Genomic DNA, 20,685 nt, shown 5'->3' on the forward strand with positions numbered 1-20,685 from the left:
GCAGATCATCTCAGGACTGAGGAGTGGCTCATGACAATCCAACAGGTTTCAAGTTTCGCGGCGGGCGAATGGATTGCCCCGGGCGACGGGGCCCGCACTATCGCCAGCGCCATAACGGGCGAGGTGATCGCGACCGCAGGCAACAACAGCTTGGATGTGCAGGGCATGCTGGACTATGCCCGCAACATTGGCGGGCCCGCACTGCGTAAGCTGACCTTTCACGAACGCGCCAAGATGCTCAAGGCGCTGTCTCTGTATCTGGGACAGCATAAGCAGGTCATGTATGACCTGTCGTTCAATACAGGTGCCACGCAATCGGATCACCTGATCGATATCGATGGCGGGATCGGCACCATGTTCGTTTTCGCATCAAAAGGCCGCCGAGAGATGCCGGACGGCCATGTGTATCTGGACGGCGATGTTGAAAACCTGTCGCGCAACGGCACATTTCTGGGCCAGCACATCTGCACCCCACTTCAGGGCGTGGCAGTCCATATCAATGCATTCAACTTTCCGGTTTGGGGCATGCTGGAAAAACTCGCCCCGGCCTTGCTGGCCGGTGTTCCTGCGATTGTCAAACCGGCGACGAATTCCTGCTATGTCACCGAACTGTGTGTTCGGCTGATGCTGGATTCGGGCATTCTGCCAGCTGGGGCGCTGCAGCTTGTTTCAGGCGGTCTGGGAGATATGCTGGATCGTCTGACCCTGCAGGATGTCGTCAGTTTCACTGGTTCGGCCGAAACGGCGCAGAAACTGCGCTCAAACCCTGTCATTCTTGAGAATTCGGTACGGTTTATTGCCGAACAAGACAGCCTGAATTGTTCGGTTCTGGGCCCCGACGCAGAACCGGGAACGCCGGAATTTGATCTGTTCATCAAAGAAGTTCAGCGCGAGATGACCACAAAGGCGGGTCAGAAATGTACTGCAATCCGCCGGATCATCGCGCCTGAACCACAGGTACAAGCGGTGATCGAAGCCCTTTCCGCGCGCCTGTCCAAAACGGTCATCGGCGACCCGAAACTTCAAACCACGCGCATGGGTGCGCTGGTCTCGAATAGTCAAAAACGGGATGTACTGGAAAAGGCCGCGGTCATTGGGCAAGAGGCCGAGCGTGTGTTTGGCGACCCAGATGACTTTGCCGTTGACGGTGCAGATGCCGACAAGGGGGCTTTCCTGCCGCCGATGCTGTTCCATTGCGCCAATCCGGATGCGGCTACACGCGTTCATGACACTGAGGCCTTCGGCCCGGTCAGCACAATCATGGGATACCGCGATACCGATCACGCGATTGAGTTGGCGAATAAGGGACAGGGCTCTTTGGTTGCGTCGGTCATCACGCATGACACGGATGTAGCTTGCAAATTCGCCATGGGCGCCGGGGCCTATCACGGGCGGCTTTACTTCAACAACCGCGACTCGATGAAAGAATCCACCGGCCACGGTTCTCCGCTGCCCCATATGGTCCATGGCGGCCCCGGTCGCGCCGGTGGCGGCGAGGAGATGGGCGGCGTGCGGGGTGTGAAACACTATATGCAGCGCACTGCTATACAGGGGTCTCCTGACATCCTGGCAGCGATCGGGTCCAAATGGGTTCCGGGCGCGACAGAAATCAAAGGCCCTGCCCACCCCTTCACCCGCCGCTTTAACGATCTTGCCATTGGCGAGACACTCCACACACAGCCGCGCATAGTAACGATGGACGACATCGAACATTTTGCGGAATTCACAGGCGATACGTTCTATGCGCACATGGATCAGGATGCGGCGGAGAGGAACCCGTTCTTCCCTGGTCGCGTCGCACACGGATACCTGCTTTTATCATTCGCCGCCGGGTTGTTTGTCGAACCGAACGAGGGCCCTGTCCTGGCGAATACGGGCCTTGACGGGTTGCGCTTTATGAAACCGGTTGTGCCAGGGGACATCATCAAGGTGCGCCTGACCGTCAAGTCGAAGACCAAGCGCAATGACGCGTATGGCGAGGTGCGCTGGCACGTCACTTTGACCCAGCAGGATGATGAGCTTGTCGCTGAATACGAGCTGCTGACGATGGTGACCTACTAGAGGCTTCGGGCCGGATGGTAATTCAATCCGGCCCGCCTATACTGCGGCCATGAAAGACGCGCCTACCGACTGGTTTGACTCTTGTGTAAGTCAACTGACATCCACCGCCTCCCTGCGGGTGTGGTCGGTGTTGGTCACGATTTTTGGCGATCTTGCGCAACACAAATCGGACCAGATCAGCGGTACGCTGATTACGGCGTTGACGGGTCGTGTTGGCATCAAGTCCGAGGCAACAAGGGTTGCCTTGCATCGATTGCGCAAAGACGGGTGGATCGAAAGCACCCGCATCGGGCGCGCCAGCACCCATCACCTCACGGAATATGGGCGCAATCAAAGTGCGGCCGCTGCACCGCGCATTTATGGACGCGAAGTAGATATGCCGAATATCTGGCATGTGCTGATTGCAAACAACACCGACACATCCCGAAAAGAACTGGCAGACCTCTTGCTGACCGGGGACTATGTGTCACTCAATCCGGCAACGGCAATGGCGTCAGGACCAATGCCGGATGGTCTGGAGGAATTGCTGGGTTATGAAACCAGCGCCATTTCGGTTCCTGAATGGTTGCGAGACCTGTTCGGGCCGGAGCCGTTGAAAACCGCATATGCTGATTTCCTTGAATCTGTTCATGTCGTCGATGGTCTTCTACCCAGAACCGGTGCGGATGATCCGATGGAAACCGCGATGTTGCGCGTTCTCGTCGTGCACAATTGGCGCCGCATCGTACTGCGCCACCCAGTCTTGCCAGCGAATTTTCTTCCAGTTGATTGGAAAGGGCCTGAATGCCGAGCGGCTGTTTCCGACCTTCTGGACCGGTTGCCCCGGCCAAAGCTCTCTGCGCTGGAAGCTGAATTGAACAGCTAAGCTGGATCACGGACAACTCGTGGCAAGCATCGGTTTCAACGATTCAATATGTTACTGTAATTTCACAGTTTGCTATTTTTTGGTAACATGATGCTTGCCTCGAATCGGCGGGAACCCTATAAACCGACCATACGGTCTATGAATAACGTGAGCACGTAGGAGACTTCACGGATGGATGCATTCATTTGCGATGCGACGCGCACTCCGATCGGGCGATATGGTGGTGCGCTGTCCTCGATCCGCACGGATGATCTGGCGGCTATTCCGCTGGCCGCTTTGAAAGAGCGGAACCCGCAAGTGGACTGGTCCAGCGTGGATGACGTAATCTATGGGGATGCCAATCAGGCTGGTGAAAGCAACCGGAATGTGGCGCGGATGGCTGCCTTGTTGGCCGGATTGCCGGTCGAGGTGCCTGGAACCACAGTGAACCGTCTGTGTGCCAGCGGGATGGATGCGGTTGGAATGGTGGCCCGCGGGATCAAGGCAGGTGACTATGACCTGGCGATCGCGGGCGGGGTCGAAAGCATGTCCCGCGCGCCATTTGTGATGCCCAAAGCCACATCCGCGTTCACGCGCAGCAATGCGGTTTATGACACAACGATTGGCTGGCGTTTTGTGAACCCCAAGATGAAGCAGGCCTATGGCATTGATTCAATGCCACAAACCGCCGACAACGTGGCGGAAGACTACGGTATCAGCCGCGCGGATCAGGACAGTTTCGCCGCGCGCAGTCAGGCCCGATGGGCTGCCGCGCACAAAGCGGGTCTGTTCGCGGATGAAATCACCCCGGTCTGGGTTCCCCAGCGCAAGGGCGATCCGGTTGTAATCGATACTGACGAGCACCCGCGCCCGGGCACAACGGCAGAAAAACTGTCAGGCCTCAAAGGGGTAAACGCTCCAGACAATACAGTAACGGCGGGCAATGCATCGGGCGTCAACGACGGCGCGGCGGCGATATTGATGGCGAATGAGGGGGCGGCTGCTAAGAACGGCCTTACCCCGATTGCGCGGGTCGTGGGTATGTCCGTTGCCGGGGTTGAGCCACGCGTTATGGGGATTGGCCCAGTACCGGCCAGCCGAAAGGTGCTGGCCCGGGCCGGGCTGACCATCGGACAGATGGATGTGATAGAGTTGAACGAGGCCTTCGCCGCGCAAGGATTGGCAACGCTCAGAGAATTGAGCCTGCCTGACGACGCAGTGCATGTAAACCCCAATGGCGGCGCTATTGCCTTAGGCCACCCGCTTGGCATGTCCGGCGCGCGATTGGTTCTGACGGCTGCGTATCAATTGCGCCGGACAGGCGGTCGTTACGCGCTATGCACCATGTGCGTCGGTGTCGGACAGGGTGCCGCTTTGATTTTGGAACGGGTTTGACAGGCAGATCACCGAACGGACAGTGCTGATCGGTTCAAGTCTGGGTCAACCCGAATGGAGGACACAAGATGTACGCACAAATGGTTAAATCCGAGGCGACGAATGATGACCCCGAAAAGCTTGCCGAATTTCAGGCAAAGATCGACGCGGACATCAAGATTGAGCCGAAGGACTGGATGCCGCAAGGCTATCGCAAAACCCTGATCCGCCAGATCGGTCAGCACGCCCATTCCGAAATCGTCGGACAACTGCCCGAAGGCAACTGGATCACCCGCGCGCCCACATTGGAACGCAAGGCGATCCTGCTGGCCAAGGTGCAAGATGAGGCCGGACACGGGTTGTACCTCTATTGCGCGGCGGAAACTCTGGGCGTCAGTCGGGACGAGTTGACCGAGATGCTGCTGGACGGTCGGATGAAATATTCCTCGATCTTCAACTACCCCACGCTGAACTGGGCCGACATCGGCGCGGTGGGCTGGCTGGTCGACGGTGCCGCGATCATGAACCAGGTGCCGCTACAGCGGACATCTTACGGGCCGTACTCACGCGCCATGGTCCGGATTTGTAAGGAAGAAAGCTTTCACCAGCGTCAGGGGTACGATGCCATTCGCAAGATGGCCGAAGGCACACCTCAACAGAAGAAGATGGCACAAGATGCCCTGAACCGCTTCTGGTACCCGTCGCTGATGATGTTCGGGCCATCCGACAAGGACTCGGTGCATTCGACCCAATCTATGGCCTGGAAGATCAAGATGAATACCAACGACGAACTGCGTCAGAAATTCGTCGATCAGACCGTGCCGCAGGCTGAATTCCTGGGGCTGACCGTCCCGGACCCGGACCTGAAATGGAACGAAGAACGCGGCCACTATGACTTTTCAGAACCGGACTGGTCCGAGTTCTTTGATGTGATCAAGGGCAATGGTCCTTGCAACACCGACCGTCTGGCCGCGCGCAACAAGGCCTGGGACAACGGGCAATGGGTGCGGGACGGCCTGCTGGCCCACGCCAAGAAGAAACGCGCCCGTCAAGTGGCCGCTGAATAAGCCTGACCTGAGGAGGAAACCCGATGAAAAACGAATGGCCCCTTTGGGAAGTCTTTATCCGCGGTCAGCACGGTATGAGCCATCGTCATGTCGGCTCACTGCACGCCCCAGATGCGGAAATGGCGATCAAGAACGCACGTGATGTCTACACCCGCCGCAACGAAGGCGTGTCGATCTGGGTGGTCGAGGCGAACAATATCTCGGCCTCATCCCCCAGTGACAAAGGCCCGCTCTATGAGCCCAGCGAAAGCAAGGTCTACCGTCACCCGACATTCTTCGACATCCCCGATGAAGTGGGGGCGATGTAATGACCCGCGATGAGGCTTTATTGCAGTTTTTGCTCCGGATGGGGGACAATACCCTGATCCTCGGCCACCGCGTCAGCGAATGGTGCGGTCATGCCCCCGTGCTGGAGGAGGATATCGCGCTGGCCAATACCGCACTGGATCTGATCGGCCAAACCCAGATGTGGCTTGGCCTTGCAGGCGAAATCGACGGTGGCAAAAGCGCGGATGATCTGGCGTTCCTGCGCGATGCCTGGGATTTCCGCAATCTTCTGCTGGTCGAGGTTCCGAACGAAGACTTTGGCCGAACCCTGATGCGCCAGTTCCTGTTTGATGCATGGCATTCGATCATGCTGGGGCGTCTGATCAAATCGTCAGACGACCGTGTCGCGGCCATTGCGGCCAAGGCCAGCAAAGAGGTCACCTATCACCTGGAACGCTCAAGCGACACGGTTGTTGGATTGGGCGACGGAACGGCGGAAAGCCACGACCGGATGCAAGCGGCGCTGGACTATCTGTGGCCCTATGTGGGAGAAATGTTCTCCGGCGATGAGGTGGACGCCGAGATGGCAGGCGCTGGCATCGCCCCCAATCCCGCCGATCTGCGCACCGAATATGACACATTGGTCCAACGTGTTCTGGCGGATGCAACGCTGACCATCCCCGACAGCGCATTTGCACATAAGGGCGGGCGCAACGGGCAAATGCATACCGAACATCTGGGGCACCTGCTAACTCAAATGCAATGGCTTCAACGCGCCTATCCCGGCGCCAGCTGGTAACCTGATATGGACCGGGTGCCGACAGACCAGATTTGGAAATGGCTGGATGCTGTGTCCGACCCTGAAATCCCTGTGATTTCAGTGGTCGATCTTGGGATCGTGCGCGATGTGCAATGGGATGCTGGAACGCTGACCGTGACGGTTACCCCAACCTATTCCGGTTGTCCTGCAACTTCTGTCATCAGCATGGACATCGAAACGGCGCTGCGGGATCACGGGATCAAGGATCTGAGGATTAAAACCACCATCTCGCCCGCCTGGACCACAGATTGGCTGAGTGACAAAGGCCGCGCCCGGCTGGAAGAATACGGGATCGCCCCCCCGCAACCGGCAGGCGGCCCCGAACGTTGCCCGCATTGCGGCAGCAAGGCAGTTGAAAAGATCAGCCAGTTTGGCTCGACCCCGTGCAAGGCGCATTGGCGCTGCACCGACTGTCTGGAACCCTTCGATTATTTCAAGTGCATCTGAGGAGAAGCACCGGATGGTACGTTTCCACGATCTGAAAGTTACCGATATCCACAAAACGATCCGCGATGCGGTGGTTGTGACGCTCGAACCTGTGAATGGTGCAGCGGAAGAATTCGACTTTACCGCCGGTCAGTACCTGACATTCCGGCGCGACTTTGAGGGAGAAGAACTGCGCCGGTCTTATTCGATCTGCGCGGGCAAAGATGATGGCGTTTTGCAGGTCGGTATTAAGCGCGTCGATGGCGGTGCTTTCTCGGGCTGGGCAAACTCCGAGCTGAGTGTCGGAGACATTGTGCAGGCCATGCCGCCGATGGGCAGCTTCCACGTTCCGATCGATGCAACGGCCGAAAAACAGTATCTCGGCTTTGCAGGGGGATCGGGTGTTACACCGGTTTTGTCGATCCTCAAAACCACACTCGCCCGTGAACCCCATTCGCGGTTTACGCTGATCTATGCCAATAAAGGCATCAACACGATCATGTTCCGCGAAGAATTGGAGGACCTCAAAAACCTCTACATGGGTCGCCTCAACGTGATCCATATTCTCGAGACGGATTCACAGGAAATCGACCTGTTCACCGGACTGGTCACACAAGACAAGTGCGCCGAATTGTTCAAGCATTGGGTCGACATTGAAAACGTCGATACTGCGTTTATCTGCGGACCTGAACCGATGATGCTGGGAATTGCCGCTGCCCTGCGCGAACACGGGCTTGATGACAGCCAGATCAAGTTCGAACTGTTTGCCAGCGCGCAGCCGGGTCGCGCAAAGCGTAAGCCACATTCTGACAGCGCCGATATGCAAGGCAATCAGACCAGCGTTTCGATTACACTGGATGGGTCAACCCAGACCTTGGAGGTTCCAAAGGACCTGTCTCTTCTGGAAGCCGCTTTGGGAAACGCGGTAGACGCCCCCTTTGCCTGCAAGGCCGGCGTTTGTTCGACCTGTCGCTGCAAGGTGCTGGAAGGCGAGGTCGAGATGCTCGCAAACCACGCGCTTGAGGATTACGAGGTTGCGAAGGGCTATGTCCTGAGCTGTCAGGCTTATCCGCTGACAGACCGCGTGGTTGTGGACTACGATCAGTAGAGAGGAGCCCGATATGAATGATGCGATGACCCTCGACACCTATCTGGCCTCCGGTGGTGTGCTGACCAACCCCACTAACGTTCCGCCACGCTATCGCGCGGAGCTGTTAAAACTGATGGCAACATTTGTCGACAGTGAGCTGGCAGGCGCAGCAGGTTTTGCGGACGTGATCAATCTTGGACCAGGTATCAAAGAGCGCATCGCCGCCTCTAAAATCGTGCTCGAAAAAACAGATCATGCGGATCGCGTTCTGAGTATTATGGGCGAGTTCGGCGTCGACACGGAACGCTACGCCAATCATCATCCCTGGACAGCGCGGCTGAACCGGGATGCGGATATCGGGGCAACCCGTTCCGAACACGACATGCGTCTGGCTGTGTTCAACTACCCGTTTTCGGGCTGGGCAGACGCCGTGATCATGAATTTGCTCATGAGCGGTGCAGTCGCCGAACAACTGGCCGAATACTCGACGATTTCATACCAGCCGCTGTCCGAAGCCTTTCGCACGATCGCCCCGATCGAAGCGCATCACGGCGAACTGGCGTTGGAAGGTGCGACTAAACTGATCGATCAGGGCGATGCCGAACACATGCAGGGCTCGGTCGCCTATTGGTGGCCTCGTGTTGCCGCGTCCTTCGGAGGCGACGATACAAAACGCTTCGAACTGCTGAAATCACTTGGGCTGCGGCGGAACACAAACGCTTCGTTGCGCGACCGTTGGCAAAAGACGATGGCTAAGGTCCTGAAAACGCTGGGAATGTCGGAACTTTCCTAAATCAGGGGGTTGGCTTCAGGTCTCAACACCGTCCAGATCCATGGCCGAGCGCGCCTTGGCCTGCGGGTCCTTGTCCAGAACATGATGCATGCGCTCCATGACTGTATAAAATGTTGCCAATTCGTCGGGGCTGGCGACCGCCAGCAAACGGTCTTCGATCTCTCGGGCAGCGGGCAATATCTCGGCGAGAGCTTGGTGCCCTGCATCGGTCAGCGAAATCGAAACAAGCCGCGCATCCGTATCACCCGGCACCTTCGTGACCAGTCCGTCAGCCTCGAGTTTGGAAACCGCGCGACTAACCCGTGGCTTTTCAAGGTTCACATAGGTTCGGATATCGCGGACCGACGCAGTCCCACATCGCTGCAAATGCACCAGCACCCGCCATTCTGCAGCAGTCAGCCCATGTGTCCGGTCATATTCGACCGACAAGCGGCGGCTGACCCGTTCGGACAATATCGCAAGCCGGTATGGTAAGAAGGAAGACAGATTAAATTCATCTGGCATTTCGGCAAAATCCACGATCGTTGCATTTAGAACGATATTGACTTTTGCCTCATTTGCAAAGACAAACAACTCGTTGCATATGAAACAAACTGCCGTTCAGCGTTCAAACGTGCGGTTGCAAGAGGGAGAAGCCGATCATGGCAAAAGCATTCGCAAGCCAAGGGGATATGTCCGAAAAGAATATCTCTTTCACCGAGATCGGCGATGGGCTTTATGCATTTACTGCCGAGGGCGATCCGAATTCGGGCGTGATCATCGGTGACGACAGTGTCATGATAATCGAGGCTCAGGCCACCCCGCGCCTTGCACAAAAGGTGATCGACTGCGTGCGCAGCGTGACCGATAAGCCAATCTCACATGTGGTTCTGACCCACTACCACGCTGTGCGTGTGTTGGGGGCCTCAGCCTTTGGTGCAGATCAGATCATCATGTCCGATGCGGCGCGCGCCATGGTTGTGGAGCGCGGGCAGGAAGATTGGGACAGCGAGTTTCAGCGTTTCCCACGCCTGTTCGAAGGACATGAAAGCATCCCCGGTCTGACCTGGCCTACAACAACCTTCAACGATCAAATGACCGTCTATCTGGGCAACCGCAAGGTTGTCATCAAGCAGATCGGGCGAGCGCATACGGCGGGTGACAGCATCATCTGGGTGCCCGATAGCCAGACGATGTTCACCGGTGATATCGTTGAATATCACTCGGCCTGCTACTGCGGTGACGGCCATTTCGAAGATTGGGGCGCAACACTGGATGCGGTCAAATCCTACAATCCGCAAAGTATTGCTCCCGGACGTGGGGATGCGCTGGTCGGGCGTCAGATGGTCGATGCGGCACTAGCCAATACCCGCGACTTTGTAGACAGCACCTATAATGCGGTGAAACCTGTTGCTGCGAAGGGCGGCTCGCTCAAAGACGCGTGGGATGCGGTGCGCGCCGAATGTGATCCAAAGTTCAAGGATTATGCCATTTATGAACACTGCCTGCCCTTCAACGTCGCGCGCGCCTATGACGAGGCTCGCGGCATCGACACCCCCCGGATCTGGACCGCCCAGCGCGATCTGGACATGTGGGAGGCCCTGCAGGGGTAAACCGCCATGGTTACAGCGCGATATCAAACGGCCTTTCAGCTTTATCCCTATGAAAGGGTCCCCGATCAGGACGAACCCAGACCCAACCGCCATCCGGTTGTGATCGTGGGTGGTGGCCCCGTTGGGATGGGGCTTGCACTGGATCTTGGTAAAAAAGGCGTTGGTTGCCTTGTCCTGGATGACCATGACGGAGTGGGCATGGGCAGCCGCGCGATTTGCTTTTCCAAGCGAACATTGGAAATTTGCGACCGTCTTGGATGTGGCGATCCGATGGTGGAGAAAGGCGTGGTCTGGAATCTGGGCCGGGTCTACCGTGACACGGAAGAAATATATTCGTTCAACCTATTGCCAGAAGAAGGCCACAAACGCCCCGCCTTCATCAACCTGCAACAACCCTATTTTGAGCAATTCATCATCGAGGAAATTCGCCGCCAACAGGCTTTAGGCGCACCGATTGAGATTCGCGGACAGAACCAGGTTACCGCGCTGACACAAAACCAAGATCACATCCTTTTGGATGTCGATACCCCGGACGGGCCCTATCAGATCGAAGCCGACTACCTTGTGGCCTGCGATGGTGCGAGTTCGCCCACGCGCGAGATGCTGGGGCTTGGTTTCGAAGGTCGCGTGTTCGAGGACAACTTCCTGATCGCCGATATCAAGATGAAGGCTGATTTCCCGGTCGAGCGTCGGTTCTGGTTTGATCCCCCCTTCAATCGCGGTGAAACCGCCCTCATGCATAAGCAGCCCGACAATGTCTGGCGACTTGATTTCCAGCTTGGGTGGGACATTGATCGCAAGGCCGAACTGGACCCTGATAAGGTCGCCTCCCGTGTATCGGCGATGATCGGGGAAGACGTCGAGTTCGAGCCGGTCTGGTCATCAATCTATACGTTCCGTTGTTGCACGATGAAAGACTATCGCCATGGTCGGATATTCTTTGCAGGCGACAGCGCCCATCAGGTCAGCCCCTTTGGTGCCCGCGGCTGCAATGGCGGCATTCAGGATATCGACAATCTTGGCTGGAAACTGGCAGCAGTAATCCAGGGCGATGCGCCAGATACGTTGCTCGACAGCTACCATACCGAACGCAAGCATGGCGCCATGGAGAACATCAAAAACTCCAGCCGCAGCGCTGATTTTCTAACGCCTCGGAACCCTGCGCATGCGTTGTTCCGCGATGCGGTGCTTGATTTGGTCACCGATTTTGATTTCGCACGCCCTTTGGTGAATTCAGGCCGCCTGTCGGTGCCCTGCACCTATGATCATTCGCCGCTGAATAGTGACGACGGGGTGCCCGATGGGCCAGCCTGCACACGACCCGGCAGCCCGCTACCTGATGCGCCTTTGGAAAACGGGTTTCTACTGGATCGTCTCAACACTGGTACATTCTCGATCCTCGCACTGAATTGCGATCTACCCAAGCAGCTAGAAGTGGCTGAGCAGTCACTGGATTGTCTTACCTTGCAGAACGTCACAGGCCATTTGGCCGAACGCTATCTGGGCGAGGCTCAATCAGTCGTTTTGTTGATCCGCCCCGATCAGCATGTCGCCGGTCGTTGGCCACAGTTTGATCCCAGTGTCATTGAGACAGCGATGCAAAAAGCCTCGGGGAGGGGCTAAACCGTGTCACACCTGATCCTGACCCAGAACTTCGACAATGGCGACGATTTCTATGAGGCGCTGCTGAATGCCCATGACGGGTTGAACGAAGCAGACGTCCACGCGCTGAACGCCCGATTGATCCTGATCCTGGCCAATCACATTGGCGATCAGTCGATACTCGAGGCCGCACTGAATGCAGCCCGAAAAGCTGCGAAACCCAATTCTAGCTAGGGGCTTAGACGTGGGGGCAGCCCATTGAACGTCCGACCGATTCAGCTGCGGACAGCCCTCCAGAGCAGTGCGGCTAAACTCTTACTTACGATCGCGCATAGCCGAAGCGGATGGGCATGTTTTGCGATCCAGAGAATACACGCGCATAATGTTGAAGCTTGAAATTTTATACTTGAAATAAATATCAAGCTGAAGAATGCTGGGCCTGAACAAGTGAAAAGGCGGCCCTTATGCGTATTGCATGTCTGGGTGGAGGTCCCGCTGGTCTCTACTTTGCAATCTCGATGAAACTACGTGATCCATCGCATGAGGTCACCGTGATCGAGCGCAACAAGGCAGATGATACCTTTGGCTGGGGCGTGGTTCTGTCGGACGAAACGCTCGACAATCTCGCCAGGAATGATCCCAAAAGCGCCGAAGCAATCCGCGCGAACTTTGCCTATTGGGACGATGTCGCCTTGCACTACAAAGGCCAATGCCTGACCTCCTCAGGTCACGGGTTTTGCGGGATTGGGCGCAAGAAACTTCTGCTTCTGCTGCAGGAGCGGGCGCGCGAACTGGGCGTCGACCTGCGGTTTGAGACCGAGGTCGGCAATGTTGAAACCTATGCCAAAGACTACGATCTGGTGGTCGCCAGCGACGGGCTGAACTCCAAAACGCGCGCGCAGTTCGCCGACACGTTCAAGCCCGAGATCGACCTGCGCCATTGTCAGTTCGTCTGGCTTGGGACCCATCAGCGGTTCGACGATGCATTTACATTCATCTTTGAAGAAACCAACAAGGGCTGGGTCTGGGCCCACGCCTATCAGTTCGATGGCGACACGGCGACGTTCATTGTCGAATGCTCGCAAGACACGTTTGATGCCTATGGTTTTGGCGACCTGAGCCAGCAGGACAGCATCGCAATCTGCGAACAGATTTTTAAGGACCATCTGGGCGGGCACAGCCTGATGACCAATGCAAATCACATTCGCGGCTCGGCTTGGCTGCAGTTTCCGCGAGTGCTGTGCGAAAGATGGCACAAGGATAACGTGGTTCTGCTGGGCGATGCGGCGGCGACCGCACATTTTTCCATCGGTTCCGGGACAAAGCTGGCCTTGGAATCCGCTATTTCACTCGCCGAGCTGCTGCATAAAGAAAACAGTATGCAGGCGGCGTTTGAGCGCTATGAGGAAGACAGGCGGCTGGAAGTGCTGCGCCTGCAATCGGCAGCGCGAAACTCGATGGAATGGTTCGAGACTGTCGAACGGTGTTTTGTTCTGGACCCGGTTCAGCTGAACTATTCAATGCTGACACGATCCCAGCGGATCAGCCACGAAAACCTGCGCGAACGCGATAGTGCCTGGCTTCAGAGTGCGGAACGCTGGTTCATGACACAGGCGGGCGTGCCCGGCGATGCGCCTATACGCGCGCCGATGTTCGCGCCGTTCAAACTGCGCGAAATGGCCCTGAAATCTCGCACCGTCGTCTCGCCCATGGCACAATACAAGGCCGTCGATGGATGCCCAACGGACTGGCATTTGGTCCATTACGGCGAGCGCGCTAAGGGCGGCGCGGGGCTGGTGTTCACCGAGATGACGTGTGTCTCGGCCGAAGGGCGGATCACACCGGGTTGCCCCGGTCTGTATGCGCCCGAGCACGAAACGGCATGGCGATGGTTGACCGATTTTATACATGCGGAAACAGACTCCAAGATCTGCTGCCAGATCGGGCATTCCGGGCGTAAGGGCTCGACCCAACTGGGGTGGGAACAGATGGATGCGCCCCTGCCGCATAACAATTGGGACCTGGTCAGCGCCTCGGCCATCGCCTGGTCAGATCAGAACGAAACCCCGCGCGAAATCACGCAGACCGAGATGGATGAAATCAAGGCGCAGTTCGTGGCATCCGCCCAAATGGCTGAACGGGCCGGGTTTGACATGATCGAGCTGCATGCGGCCCATGGCTATCTGATCTCATCCTTTATCTCGCCCGTGTCCAATCATCGGACCGATGCCTATGGCGGCACGCTGGACAGTCGGTTGCGCTGGCCTCTGGAGGTCTTTCGGGCAATGCGGACGGTCTGGCCGGAAGGCAAGCCGATGTCGGTGCGTATCTCGGCCAACGACTGGGTCGGCGATCAGGGCGTGACACCCGAAGACGCGGTCAAGATTGCACGCGCCTTCGCCCAAGTCGGCGCGGATCTGATAGATGTTTCAGCCGGTCAGACGACGATTGATGCCAAACCCGTCTATGGCCGCATGTTCCAGACACCATTCAGTGACCGCATTCGCAATGAGACGGGTCTGAAAACCATGGCCGTCGGCAATATCTACGAGGCCGATCACGCCAATTCGATCCTCATGGCAGGCCGCGCCGATCTGGTGGCGATCGGCCGCCCGCATCTGGCCGATCCCTATTGGACATTGCGCGAGGCTGCGAAAATCGGGGATCGTCACGCACCCGACTGGCCCCTGCCCTATCTCGCGGGCCGCGATCAAGCGTGGCGTCTTGCCGACCGCGACGCAGAAATGGCCAAGTCATGAGGCGGGTTCTGGTCACTGGGGGCGGCACCGGGATCGGCAGGGCCATCGCCCATGCCTTTGCAGATGCGGGCGATACCGTCACGATCACCGGGCGGCGGCTTAACGTACTCAAGGCGGCGTCTGACGGGCGGTCTATTGTCTGCCACGAGGCGGATGTGACCGATGAAGCTCAAGTCGACGGGCTGTTTGAAGCGCCGTTTGACGTTATCATCGCAAATGCAGGCGGTGGGCCCGCAGCCAAGATCCGCGACACGTCGCTTGCGGACTGGAACACCACATTGGCCGTTAATCTGACCGGCACGTTCCTGACGTTTCGCGCGGCACTGAAGTCCATGACCGCAGGTGGGCGTTTGATTGCCATCGCCTCGACCGCATCGCTTAAGGGCAATCCTTCGGTTCCGGCCTATACCGCCGCCAAGCACGGGGTACTTGGGCTCGTGCGATCTATCGCACTGGACGTGGCCCGCGAAGGGATCACCTGCAATGCAATCTGCCCGGGTTTCACCGATACCGACCTGGCGGAGACCGCAGTTACCGGGCTGATGAACCGGTTCGAGATTGACCGGGGCAAGGCGACACGGATGATCACCTCGGCCAACCCGCAAGCCCGCCTGATTGAACCGTCCGAAGTGGCCGCAACAGCCCTGTTCCTTGCCTCCAGCGCTGCGGCGTCGATCAACGGCCACGCGCTGTCCCTATCAGGAGGTGAGGTATGATGGCTCACCCAAGCCCAACACCTGAACCAATCTCAAAAACAAGGCTGCGCCTTTGGCTGCGGCTGCTAAAAGCATCCTCGGGGATCGAGGCCGAGCTGCGCCGCCGCCTGCGCGATGGCCATGAAACCACCTTGCCGCGTTTTGATGTGCTTGCCGCGCTGTCCCGCCACCCCGAGGGCCTGAAAATGAGCGAGCTGTCAGGATATCTGAAAGTATCGAACGGGAACGTGACAGGAATTGTGGATCGCCTAACCGAAGAAGGGCTGGCGTTGCGTGTGGCCATCCCCGGGGATCGCCGCGCCTACCTGGCACGTCTGACCCCCAAGGGCCAACAGGCCTTTGATAGGCTTGCCCATCATCACGAGGCCTGGGTCAATGAGTTGTTAGGCGGGCTGTCAGCTACGGAATCCGACATGCTAATCAGCCTGTTGGAAAAAGCAGAAACTGCGAAGGAGCAGTCATGAGCCTGTTAGACACAAAGCACTTTCGCTGCGAGATAGAAAACGGCATCGCCCGGATCGCACATGACCGGCCCGAGCGGAAAAACCCGTTCAACTTCGACAGCTATGCCGAAATGCGTGACTGGTTCCGGGCGCTGCATTATTCGGATGATGTGAGTGCGGTTGTGATCCTGCCCAATGGCGGCAATTTTTCCTCGGGCGGTGACGTGCATGACATCATCGGACCGTTGACGAAAATGTCGATGAAAGAGCTGTTGGCCTTTACCCGGATGACCGGCGACCTGGTCAAGGCGATGGTCCATTGCGGCAAGCCGGTGATCGCAGCGGTCGATGGCGTCTGCGCAGGGGCTGGTGCGATCATGGCGATGGCCTCCGATCTGCGGATTGCCGGGCCAGACGCCAAGGTGGCGTTTCTGTTCAACCGTGTCGGGCTTGCGGGATGTGACATGGGCGCGTGTGCTATGTTGCCCAGGATCATCGGCCAGGGTCGCGCGGCCGAATTGCTGTATACCGGGCGGACGTTGAGAGCAGAAGAAGGCGAACGCTGGGGGTTCTTCAACTCGGTCAGTTCCTCCGACACGCTGGAAGATGATGCACTTGCCCTGGCCGCGCGCATCGCGTCCGGCCCAACCTTTGCCAACTCGATGACCAAAACCATGCTGGCACAAGAATGGAACATGAGCCTGGATCAGGCGATCGAGGCCGAGGCGCAAGCGCAGGCGATCTGTATGCAAGGCAACGACTTCCGTCGCGCCTATGACGCGTTTGTTGCCAAAGAAAAACCGGTATTCGAGGGGGACTGATGCCAGACAAGAGTTTTCTCCACTGGCCGTTTTTCAACGATGCCCATCGTGATTGGGCAGCCCATGTCGAAGAGATCGCAAGCGGTTTGCGCATCGATCACAGCGACACCGACGCAGCCTGCCGCCAGCTGGTGGCACAGCTTGGTCAGGCTGGGGTTCTGGCGCCAACCTCCAGCCAGGATGGCTCTTTTGATGTGCGCAAGCTGTGCCTTGCCCGCGAGATTTTGGCCCGCCACGACGGGCTGGCCGATTTCGCCATGGCCATGCAGGGGCTTGGCACCGGGGCGATCACTTTGTTCGGGTCCGCCCAACAAAAGTCCCGTTGGCTACCGCTCACCCGATCAGGACGGGCCATTTCCGCCTTTGCGTTAACGGAACCGGGGTCCGGATCGGATGTTGCGGCCAACACAATGACGGCAACCCGTGATGGCGATAGTTATGTGCTGAATGGTGAAAAGACCTGGATTTCCAATGGCGGCATTGCCGATCTCTACACGCTGTTTGCCCGCACGGGCGAAGCGCCCGGTGCCAGAGGGATGTCTGCATTTGTCTTTGTCCCGGACACACCCGGGTTCGAGGTGGTCGAAAGACTGGACACCATCGCGCCACACCCATTGGCGACCTTGCGATTCACGGATTGTCGTATCCCAGCCTCGGCCATGATCGGCGCGCGCGGTCAAGGATTCAAAATCGCCATGTCCGTGTTGGATGTGTTCCGACCGACGGTTGCTGCGGCCGCGCTGGGGTTCGCACGACGGGCGCTGGATGAAGCGTTGGAGCGGGTATCATCCCGGCATGTGCAGGGGTCACCTTTGTTTGATCTGCAAATGGTGCAGGGCCATATCGCCGACATGGCCGTTGATATAGATGCCGCCGCCCTGCTGATCTATCGCGCCGCCTGGGCCCGCGATTCAGGGGCCCCCAAGATCACGCGTGAGGCCGCCATGGCCAAGCTGTTCGCCACGGATCAGGCCCAGCAGGTGATCGACAAAGCAGTCCAGCTGTTCGGCGGCGAAGGCGTGCGATCAGGCGCAACGGTCGAGACTCTGTATCGTGAAATCCGTGCCTTGCGGATCTACGAGGGTGCAAGTGATGTGCAAAAGGTCATCATCGCCCGCCAGACCGCCTCGGCCTTTCAAGGGGGACGATAATGCTTGGACCATCCGCTCATATTGATACGTTCGCACGGGACAATCTGCCCCCTTCGGATCAATGGCCGGAGTTCAATCTACACGGTTTCGACTATCCCGAATGGATCAACGCAGGGGTTGAGCTGACCGACGCCATGGTGGCCAAGGGCTTCGGCGATTACACCGCGCTGATCGGAAACGGGCGGCAACGCACCTACAAGGAACTGACTGACTGGACCAACCGGCTGGCCCATGTTCTGGTCGATGATCTGGGCGTGCAGCCCGGCAATCGCGTGCTGATCCGGTCGGCCAACAATCCGGCGATGGTGGCATGCTGGCTGGCTGCGACAAAGGCGGGCGCGGTCGTCATCAACACCATGCCCATGCTGCGGGCCAGTGAGTTGCAAAAATATGTCGAACTTGCCCAGATCACCCACGCCCTGTGTGATACCCGCCTGCTGGACGAGATGGAGACCTGCGCCGCCGCCTGCCCGGGCCTGCGCGCCACGGGGTTTGACGGCACCTCGAACCACGAGGCCGAGCTGGATCAGCTTGCGCTGGAAAAACCGGTGCGGTTTTCGGCGGTTCAGACCGGGCGCGATGATGTCGCGCTGTTGGGCTTTACCTCAGGCTCGACCGGCACACCAAAAGCCACGATGCATTTCCACCGCGATCTGCTGATCATCGCGGATGGCTATGCCAAAGAAGTGCTGGGCGTTGTCCCTGACGATGTCTTTGTCGGCTCACCCCCGCTGGCCTTTACCTTCGGGCTGGGCGGCCTTGCTATCTTTCCACTGCGGTTTGGGGCCACAGCGACCTTGCTGGAACAGGCCACGCCGCCCAACATGATGGACATCATCCAGAAGTATAAGGCCACTGTATCTTTCACCGCACCCACCGCCTATCGCGTGATGCTGCGCGCGATGGAGGACGGTGCAGACCTGTCCTCGTTGCGGGCAGCTGTCTCGGCGGGTGAGACTTTGCCCGCACCCGTCTATGATGAATGGATCAAGAAAACCGGCAAACCGATGCTTGACGGGATCGGTGCGACCGAGATGCTGCATATCTTCATCTCGAACCGTTTCAACGATCACCGACCTGCCTGCACCGGCAAACCTGTCACCGGCTACGAGGCCAAGGTGGTCGATGCAGACGGAAACGAGGTTCCAGACGGTGAGGTAGGCCGATTGGCGGTGCGGGGTCCGACAGGCTGCCGGTATCTGCGCGGCGACCGACAAGGCAACTATGTCTTGGACGGGTGGAACATCACCGGTGACAGCTTTGTGCGTGACCCCGACGGATACTACCATTTCGCAGCGCGCAATGACGACATGATCGTCTCATCCGGCTACAACATCGCAGGCCCCGAGGTCGAAGCCGCGCTGCTATCGCATGATGCTGTGTCGGAATGCGCTGTGATTGGTGTGCCAGACGCCGAGCGGGGCCATATTGTCGAGGCTCATGTGGTTCTTGCCAAGGACGTCCAAGCCGGAGAACACATTGCGCAAATGCTGCAAGATCATGTGAAGGCAACGATTGCCCCTTTCAAGTATCCCCGCTCTATTGTTTTTTCTGAGAGCCTGCCAAAAACGGCAACTGGGAAGATCCAGAGATTCAAACTGAAAAACCCGGATTAACTGGGTCAACTGTCCAACAGGAAACGGAGAAACCTCATGAAGAAACTGCTTGCTTTGACGACCGCCCTTGCCATGACGGCGGGGGGCGCTTTGGCCGAGACCAAGATCGGCATGATCACAACGCTTTCAGGCGGTGGTGCTGGCCTTGGCATTGATGTCCGCGATGGCTTTATGCTGGCCATTGCGCAATCCGGCCGTGACGATGTCGAAGTTGTCATCGAAGACGATCAGCGCAAACCCGATATCGCGGTGCAACTGTCCGATAAGATGATCCAGTCCGAAAAGGTGGACATCATGACCGGTATCATCTGGTCCAACCTCGCAATGGCGGTTGTGCCTTCGGCGGTGAACCAGGGCGTGTTCTACCTGTCACCAAATGCGGGCCCTTCAGCGCTGGCTGGCAAGGGATGCCATCAGAACTACTTCAACGTGGCCTGGCAGAATGACAACCTGCACGAGGCGGCGGGTGCCTATGCCAATAGCGCAGGCTATGGCAAAAGCTTCATCCTTGCGCCCAACTATCCGGCTGGCAAAGATGCGCTGACCGGCTACAAACGCTTTTTCGAAGGTGACCTGGCCGGTGAGCTCTATACCGAGCTGGGCCAGACAGACTACGCTGCCGAGATCGCGCAAATCCGCGCCTCGGATGCGGATAGCGTGTTCTTCTTCTTACCGGGTGGCATGGGGATTTCTTTCCTCAAGCAATATGCAGACAGCGGCGTTGATCTGCCCGTTGTCGGCCCGGCCTTCAGCTTTGACCAGGGCATTTTGCAAGCCGTTGGTGGGGCGGCCTTGGGCGTGGTCAACACATCCCAATGGAACAAAGACATCGACAACCCAACCAATACGGCCTTTGTCGAGAGCTTTCAGGCCGAATATGGCCGCCTGCCCTCGCTCTATGCCAGCCAGGGGTTCGATACGGCAAACCTGATCCTGTCGGCGCTTGAGAAAGCAAGCCCGGACGATGCTGACGCCTTCCGCGAAGCACTGCGTGCCGCAGAGTTCGACAGCACGCGCGGCGATTTCAAATTCGGGCCAAACCACCACCCGGTGCAGACGATCTATGCGCGCGAGGTGATTCAGGAGGGCGACATCTTTACCAACAAGATCCTCGGTGCCGCGCTGGAAAACCACGCAGACGCCTATGCGGCTGACTGCAAGATGTAAGCAATTGATGCCCCGGATGTGACCCGGGGCATCTTTCCCTGATCTTCGACCAATCTCTCGGATCGCACCCGGGACG

General features: G+C 57.9%; 20 protein-coding genes. 19 read left to right on the forward strand and 1 reads right to left on the reverse strand.

What is annotated here, in order from left to right; all coding sequences use genetic code 11:
* Positions 1 to 30: 30 nt before the first annotated feature.
* From paaZ to AC2FFE_RS06455, 9 genes are all read left to right on the forward strand, one after another.
* Complete coding sequence (gene paaZ, locus AC2FFE_RS06415) at positions 31 to 2,061, forward strand: phenylacetic acid degradation bifunctional protein PaaZ (protein WP_496846189.1); 2,031 nt, start codon at positions 31 to 33, stop codon at positions 2,059 to 2,061.
* A 127-nt stretch (positions 2,062 to 2,188) separates the two neighbouring features.
* The gene (locus AC2FFE_RS06420) at positions 2,189 to 2,926 is read left to right on the forward strand and encodes a PaaX family transcriptional regulator C-terminal domain-containing protein (RefSeq protein ID WP_496846190.1); all 738 of its coding nucleotides are present in this window, start codon (positions 2,189 to 2,191) and stop codon (positions 2,924 to 2,926) included.
* Positions 2,927 to 3,097: 171 nt separating this feature from the next.
* Complete coding sequence (gene pcaF, locus AC2FFE_RS06425; RefSeq protein ID WP_496846191.1) at positions 3,098 to 4,300, forward strand: 3-oxoadipyl-CoA thiolase; 1,203 nt, start codon at positions 3,098 to 3,100, stop codon at positions 4,298 to 4,300.
* A 68-nt stretch (positions 4,301 to 4,368) separates the two neighbouring features.
* Positions 4,369 to 5,346, forward strand: coding sequence for a 1,2-phenylacetyl-CoA epoxidase subunit PaaA (paaA, locus tag AC2FFE_RS06430; RefSeq protein WP_496846192.1), 978 nt, complete (start codon positions 4,369 to 4,371; stop codon positions 5,344 to 5,346).
* A 23-nt stretch (positions 5,347 to 5,369) separates the two neighbouring features.
* Positions 5,370 to 5,654, forward strand: coding sequence for a 1,2-phenylacetyl-CoA epoxidase subunit PaaB (gene paaB, locus AC2FFE_RS06435; protein ID WP_142639870.1), 285 nt, complete (start codon positions 5,370 to 5,372; stop codon positions 5,652 to 5,654).
* The gene (gene paaC / locus AC2FFE_RS06440; protein ID WP_496846193.1) at positions 5,654 to 6,412 is read left to right on the forward strand and encodes a 1,2-phenylacetyl-CoA epoxidase subunit PaaC; all 759 of its coding nucleotides are present in this window, start codon (positions 5,654 to 5,656) and stop codon (positions 6,410 to 6,412) included. Before paaB ends, paaC begins: the two co-directional genes overlap by 1 nt.
* A 6-nt stretch (positions 6,413 to 6,418) precedes the next feature.
* Positions 6,419 to 6,880, forward strand: a complete 462-nt coding sequence (gene paaD / locus AC2FFE_RS06445) for a 1,2-phenylacetyl-CoA epoxidase subunit PaaD (RefSeq protein ID WP_496846194.1) — start codon at positions 6,419 to 6,421, stop codon at positions 6,878 to 6,880.
* A gap of 13 nt (positions 6,881 to 6,893) precedes the next feature.
* Positions 6,894 to 7,967, forward strand: a complete 1,074-nt coding sequence (locus AC2FFE_RS06450; RefSeq protein ID WP_496846195.1) for a 2Fe-2S iron-sulfur cluster-binding protein — start codon at positions 6,894 to 6,896, stop codon at positions 7,965 to 7,967.
* Positions 7,968 to 7,980: 13 nt separating this feature from the next.
* On the forward strand, positions 7,981 to 8,742 hold the full coding sequence (locus AC2FFE_RS06455) for a Phenylacetic acid catabolic protein (RefSeq protein ID WP_496846196.1): 762 nt from the start codon (positions 7,981 to 7,983) through the stop codon (positions 8,740 to 8,742).
* A 15-nt stretch (positions 8,743 to 8,757) separates the two neighbouring features.
* Here AC2FFE_RS06455 and AC2FFE_RS06460 read toward each other — a convergent pair whose 3' ends face one another.
* Entirely contained in the window at positions 8,758 to 9,246 is a 489-nt protein-coding gene (locus AC2FFE_RS06460) for a MarR family winged helix-turn-helix transcriptional regulator (RefSeq protein ID WP_496846197.1), read from the reverse strand.
* A gap of 137 nt (positions 9,247 to 9,383) precedes the next feature.
* On the opposite strand from AC2FFE_RS06460, the gene AC2FFE_RS06465 reads away from it, so the two are divergent.
* From AC2FFE_RS06465 to AC2FFE_RS06510, 10 genes are all read left to right on the forward strand, one after another.
* The gene (locus tag AC2FFE_RS06465) at positions 9,384 to 10,334 is read left to right on the forward strand and encodes an MBL fold metallo-hydrolase (protein WP_496817780.1); all 951 of its coding nucleotides are present in this window, start codon (positions 9,384 to 9,386) and stop codon (positions 10,332 to 10,334) included.
* A 6-nt stretch (positions 10,335 to 10,340) separates the two neighbouring features.
* Positions 10,341 to 11,957, forward strand: a complete 1,617-nt coding sequence (locus AC2FFE_RS06470) for an FAD-dependent oxidoreductase (protein ID WP_496846198.1) — start codon at positions 10,341 to 10,343, stop codon at positions 11,955 to 11,957.
* 3 nt (positions 11,958 to 11,960) lie between these two features.
* A complete protein-coding gene (locus tag AC2FFE_RS06475; RefSeq protein ID WP_496817778.1) occupies positions 11,961 to 12,170 on the forward strand; it encodes a DUF2783 domain-containing protein in 210 nt (69 codons plus the stop codon).
* A 230-nt stretch (positions 12,171 to 12,400) separates the two neighbouring features.
* Positions 12,401 to 14,695: a bifunctional salicylyl-CoA 5-hydroxylase/oxidoreductase gene (locus tag AC2FFE_RS06480; protein ID WP_496817777.1), complete on the forward strand. Its 2,295-nt coding sequence runs from the start codon at positions 12,401 to 12,403 to the stop codon at positions 14,693 to 14,695.
* Positions 14,692 to 15,411, forward strand: coding sequence for an SDR family NAD(P)-dependent oxidoreductase (locus tag AC2FFE_RS06485; RefSeq protein ID WP_496817776.1), 720 nt, complete (start codon positions 14,692 to 14,694; stop codon positions 15,409 to 15,411). The genes AC2FFE_RS06480 and AC2FFE_RS06485 overlap by 4 nt, the downstream gene beginning before the upstream one ends.
* Positions 15,408 to 15,875: a MarR family winged helix-turn-helix transcriptional regulator gene (locus tag AC2FFE_RS06490; RefSeq protein ID WP_496817775.1), complete on the forward strand. Its 468-nt coding sequence runs from the start codon at positions 15,408 to 15,410 to the stop codon at positions 15,873 to 15,875. Before AC2FFE_RS06485 ends, AC2FFE_RS06490 begins: the two co-directional genes overlap by 4 nt.
* Positions 15,872 to 16,675, forward strand: a complete 804-nt coding sequence (locus tag AC2FFE_RS06495; protein WP_496817774.1) for an enoyl-CoA hydratase family protein — start codon at positions 15,872 to 15,874, stop codon at positions 16,673 to 16,675. Before AC2FFE_RS06490 ends, AC2FFE_RS06495 begins: the two co-directional genes overlap by 4 nt.
* Positions 16,675 to 17,826 (forward strand): acyl-CoA dehydrogenase family protein, encoded by a 1,152-nt coding sequence (locus AC2FFE_RS06500; protein WP_496846199.1) that lies wholly within the window; start codon positions 16,675 to 16,677, stop codon positions 17,824 to 17,826. The genes AC2FFE_RS06495 and AC2FFE_RS06500 overlap by 1 nt, the downstream gene beginning before the upstream one ends.
* Complete coding sequence (locus AC2FFE_RS06505) at positions 17,826 to 19,442, forward strand: AMP-binding protein (RefSeq protein WP_496846200.1); 1,617 nt, start codon at positions 17,826 to 17,828, stop codon at positions 19,440 to 19,442. The genes AC2FFE_RS06500 and AC2FFE_RS06505 overlap by 1 nt, the downstream gene beginning before the upstream one ends.
* Positions 19,443 to 19,478: 36 nt before the next feature.
* Positions 19,479 to 20,609, forward strand: coding sequence for an ABC transporter substrate-binding protein (locus AC2FFE_RS06510; RefSeq protein WP_496846201.1), 1,131 nt, complete (start codon positions 19,479 to 19,481; stop codon positions 20,607 to 20,609).
* Positions 20,610 to 20,685 lie beyond the last annotated feature (76 nt).

It is taken from the genome of Ruegeria sp. YTSA168 (assembly GCF_059610045.1).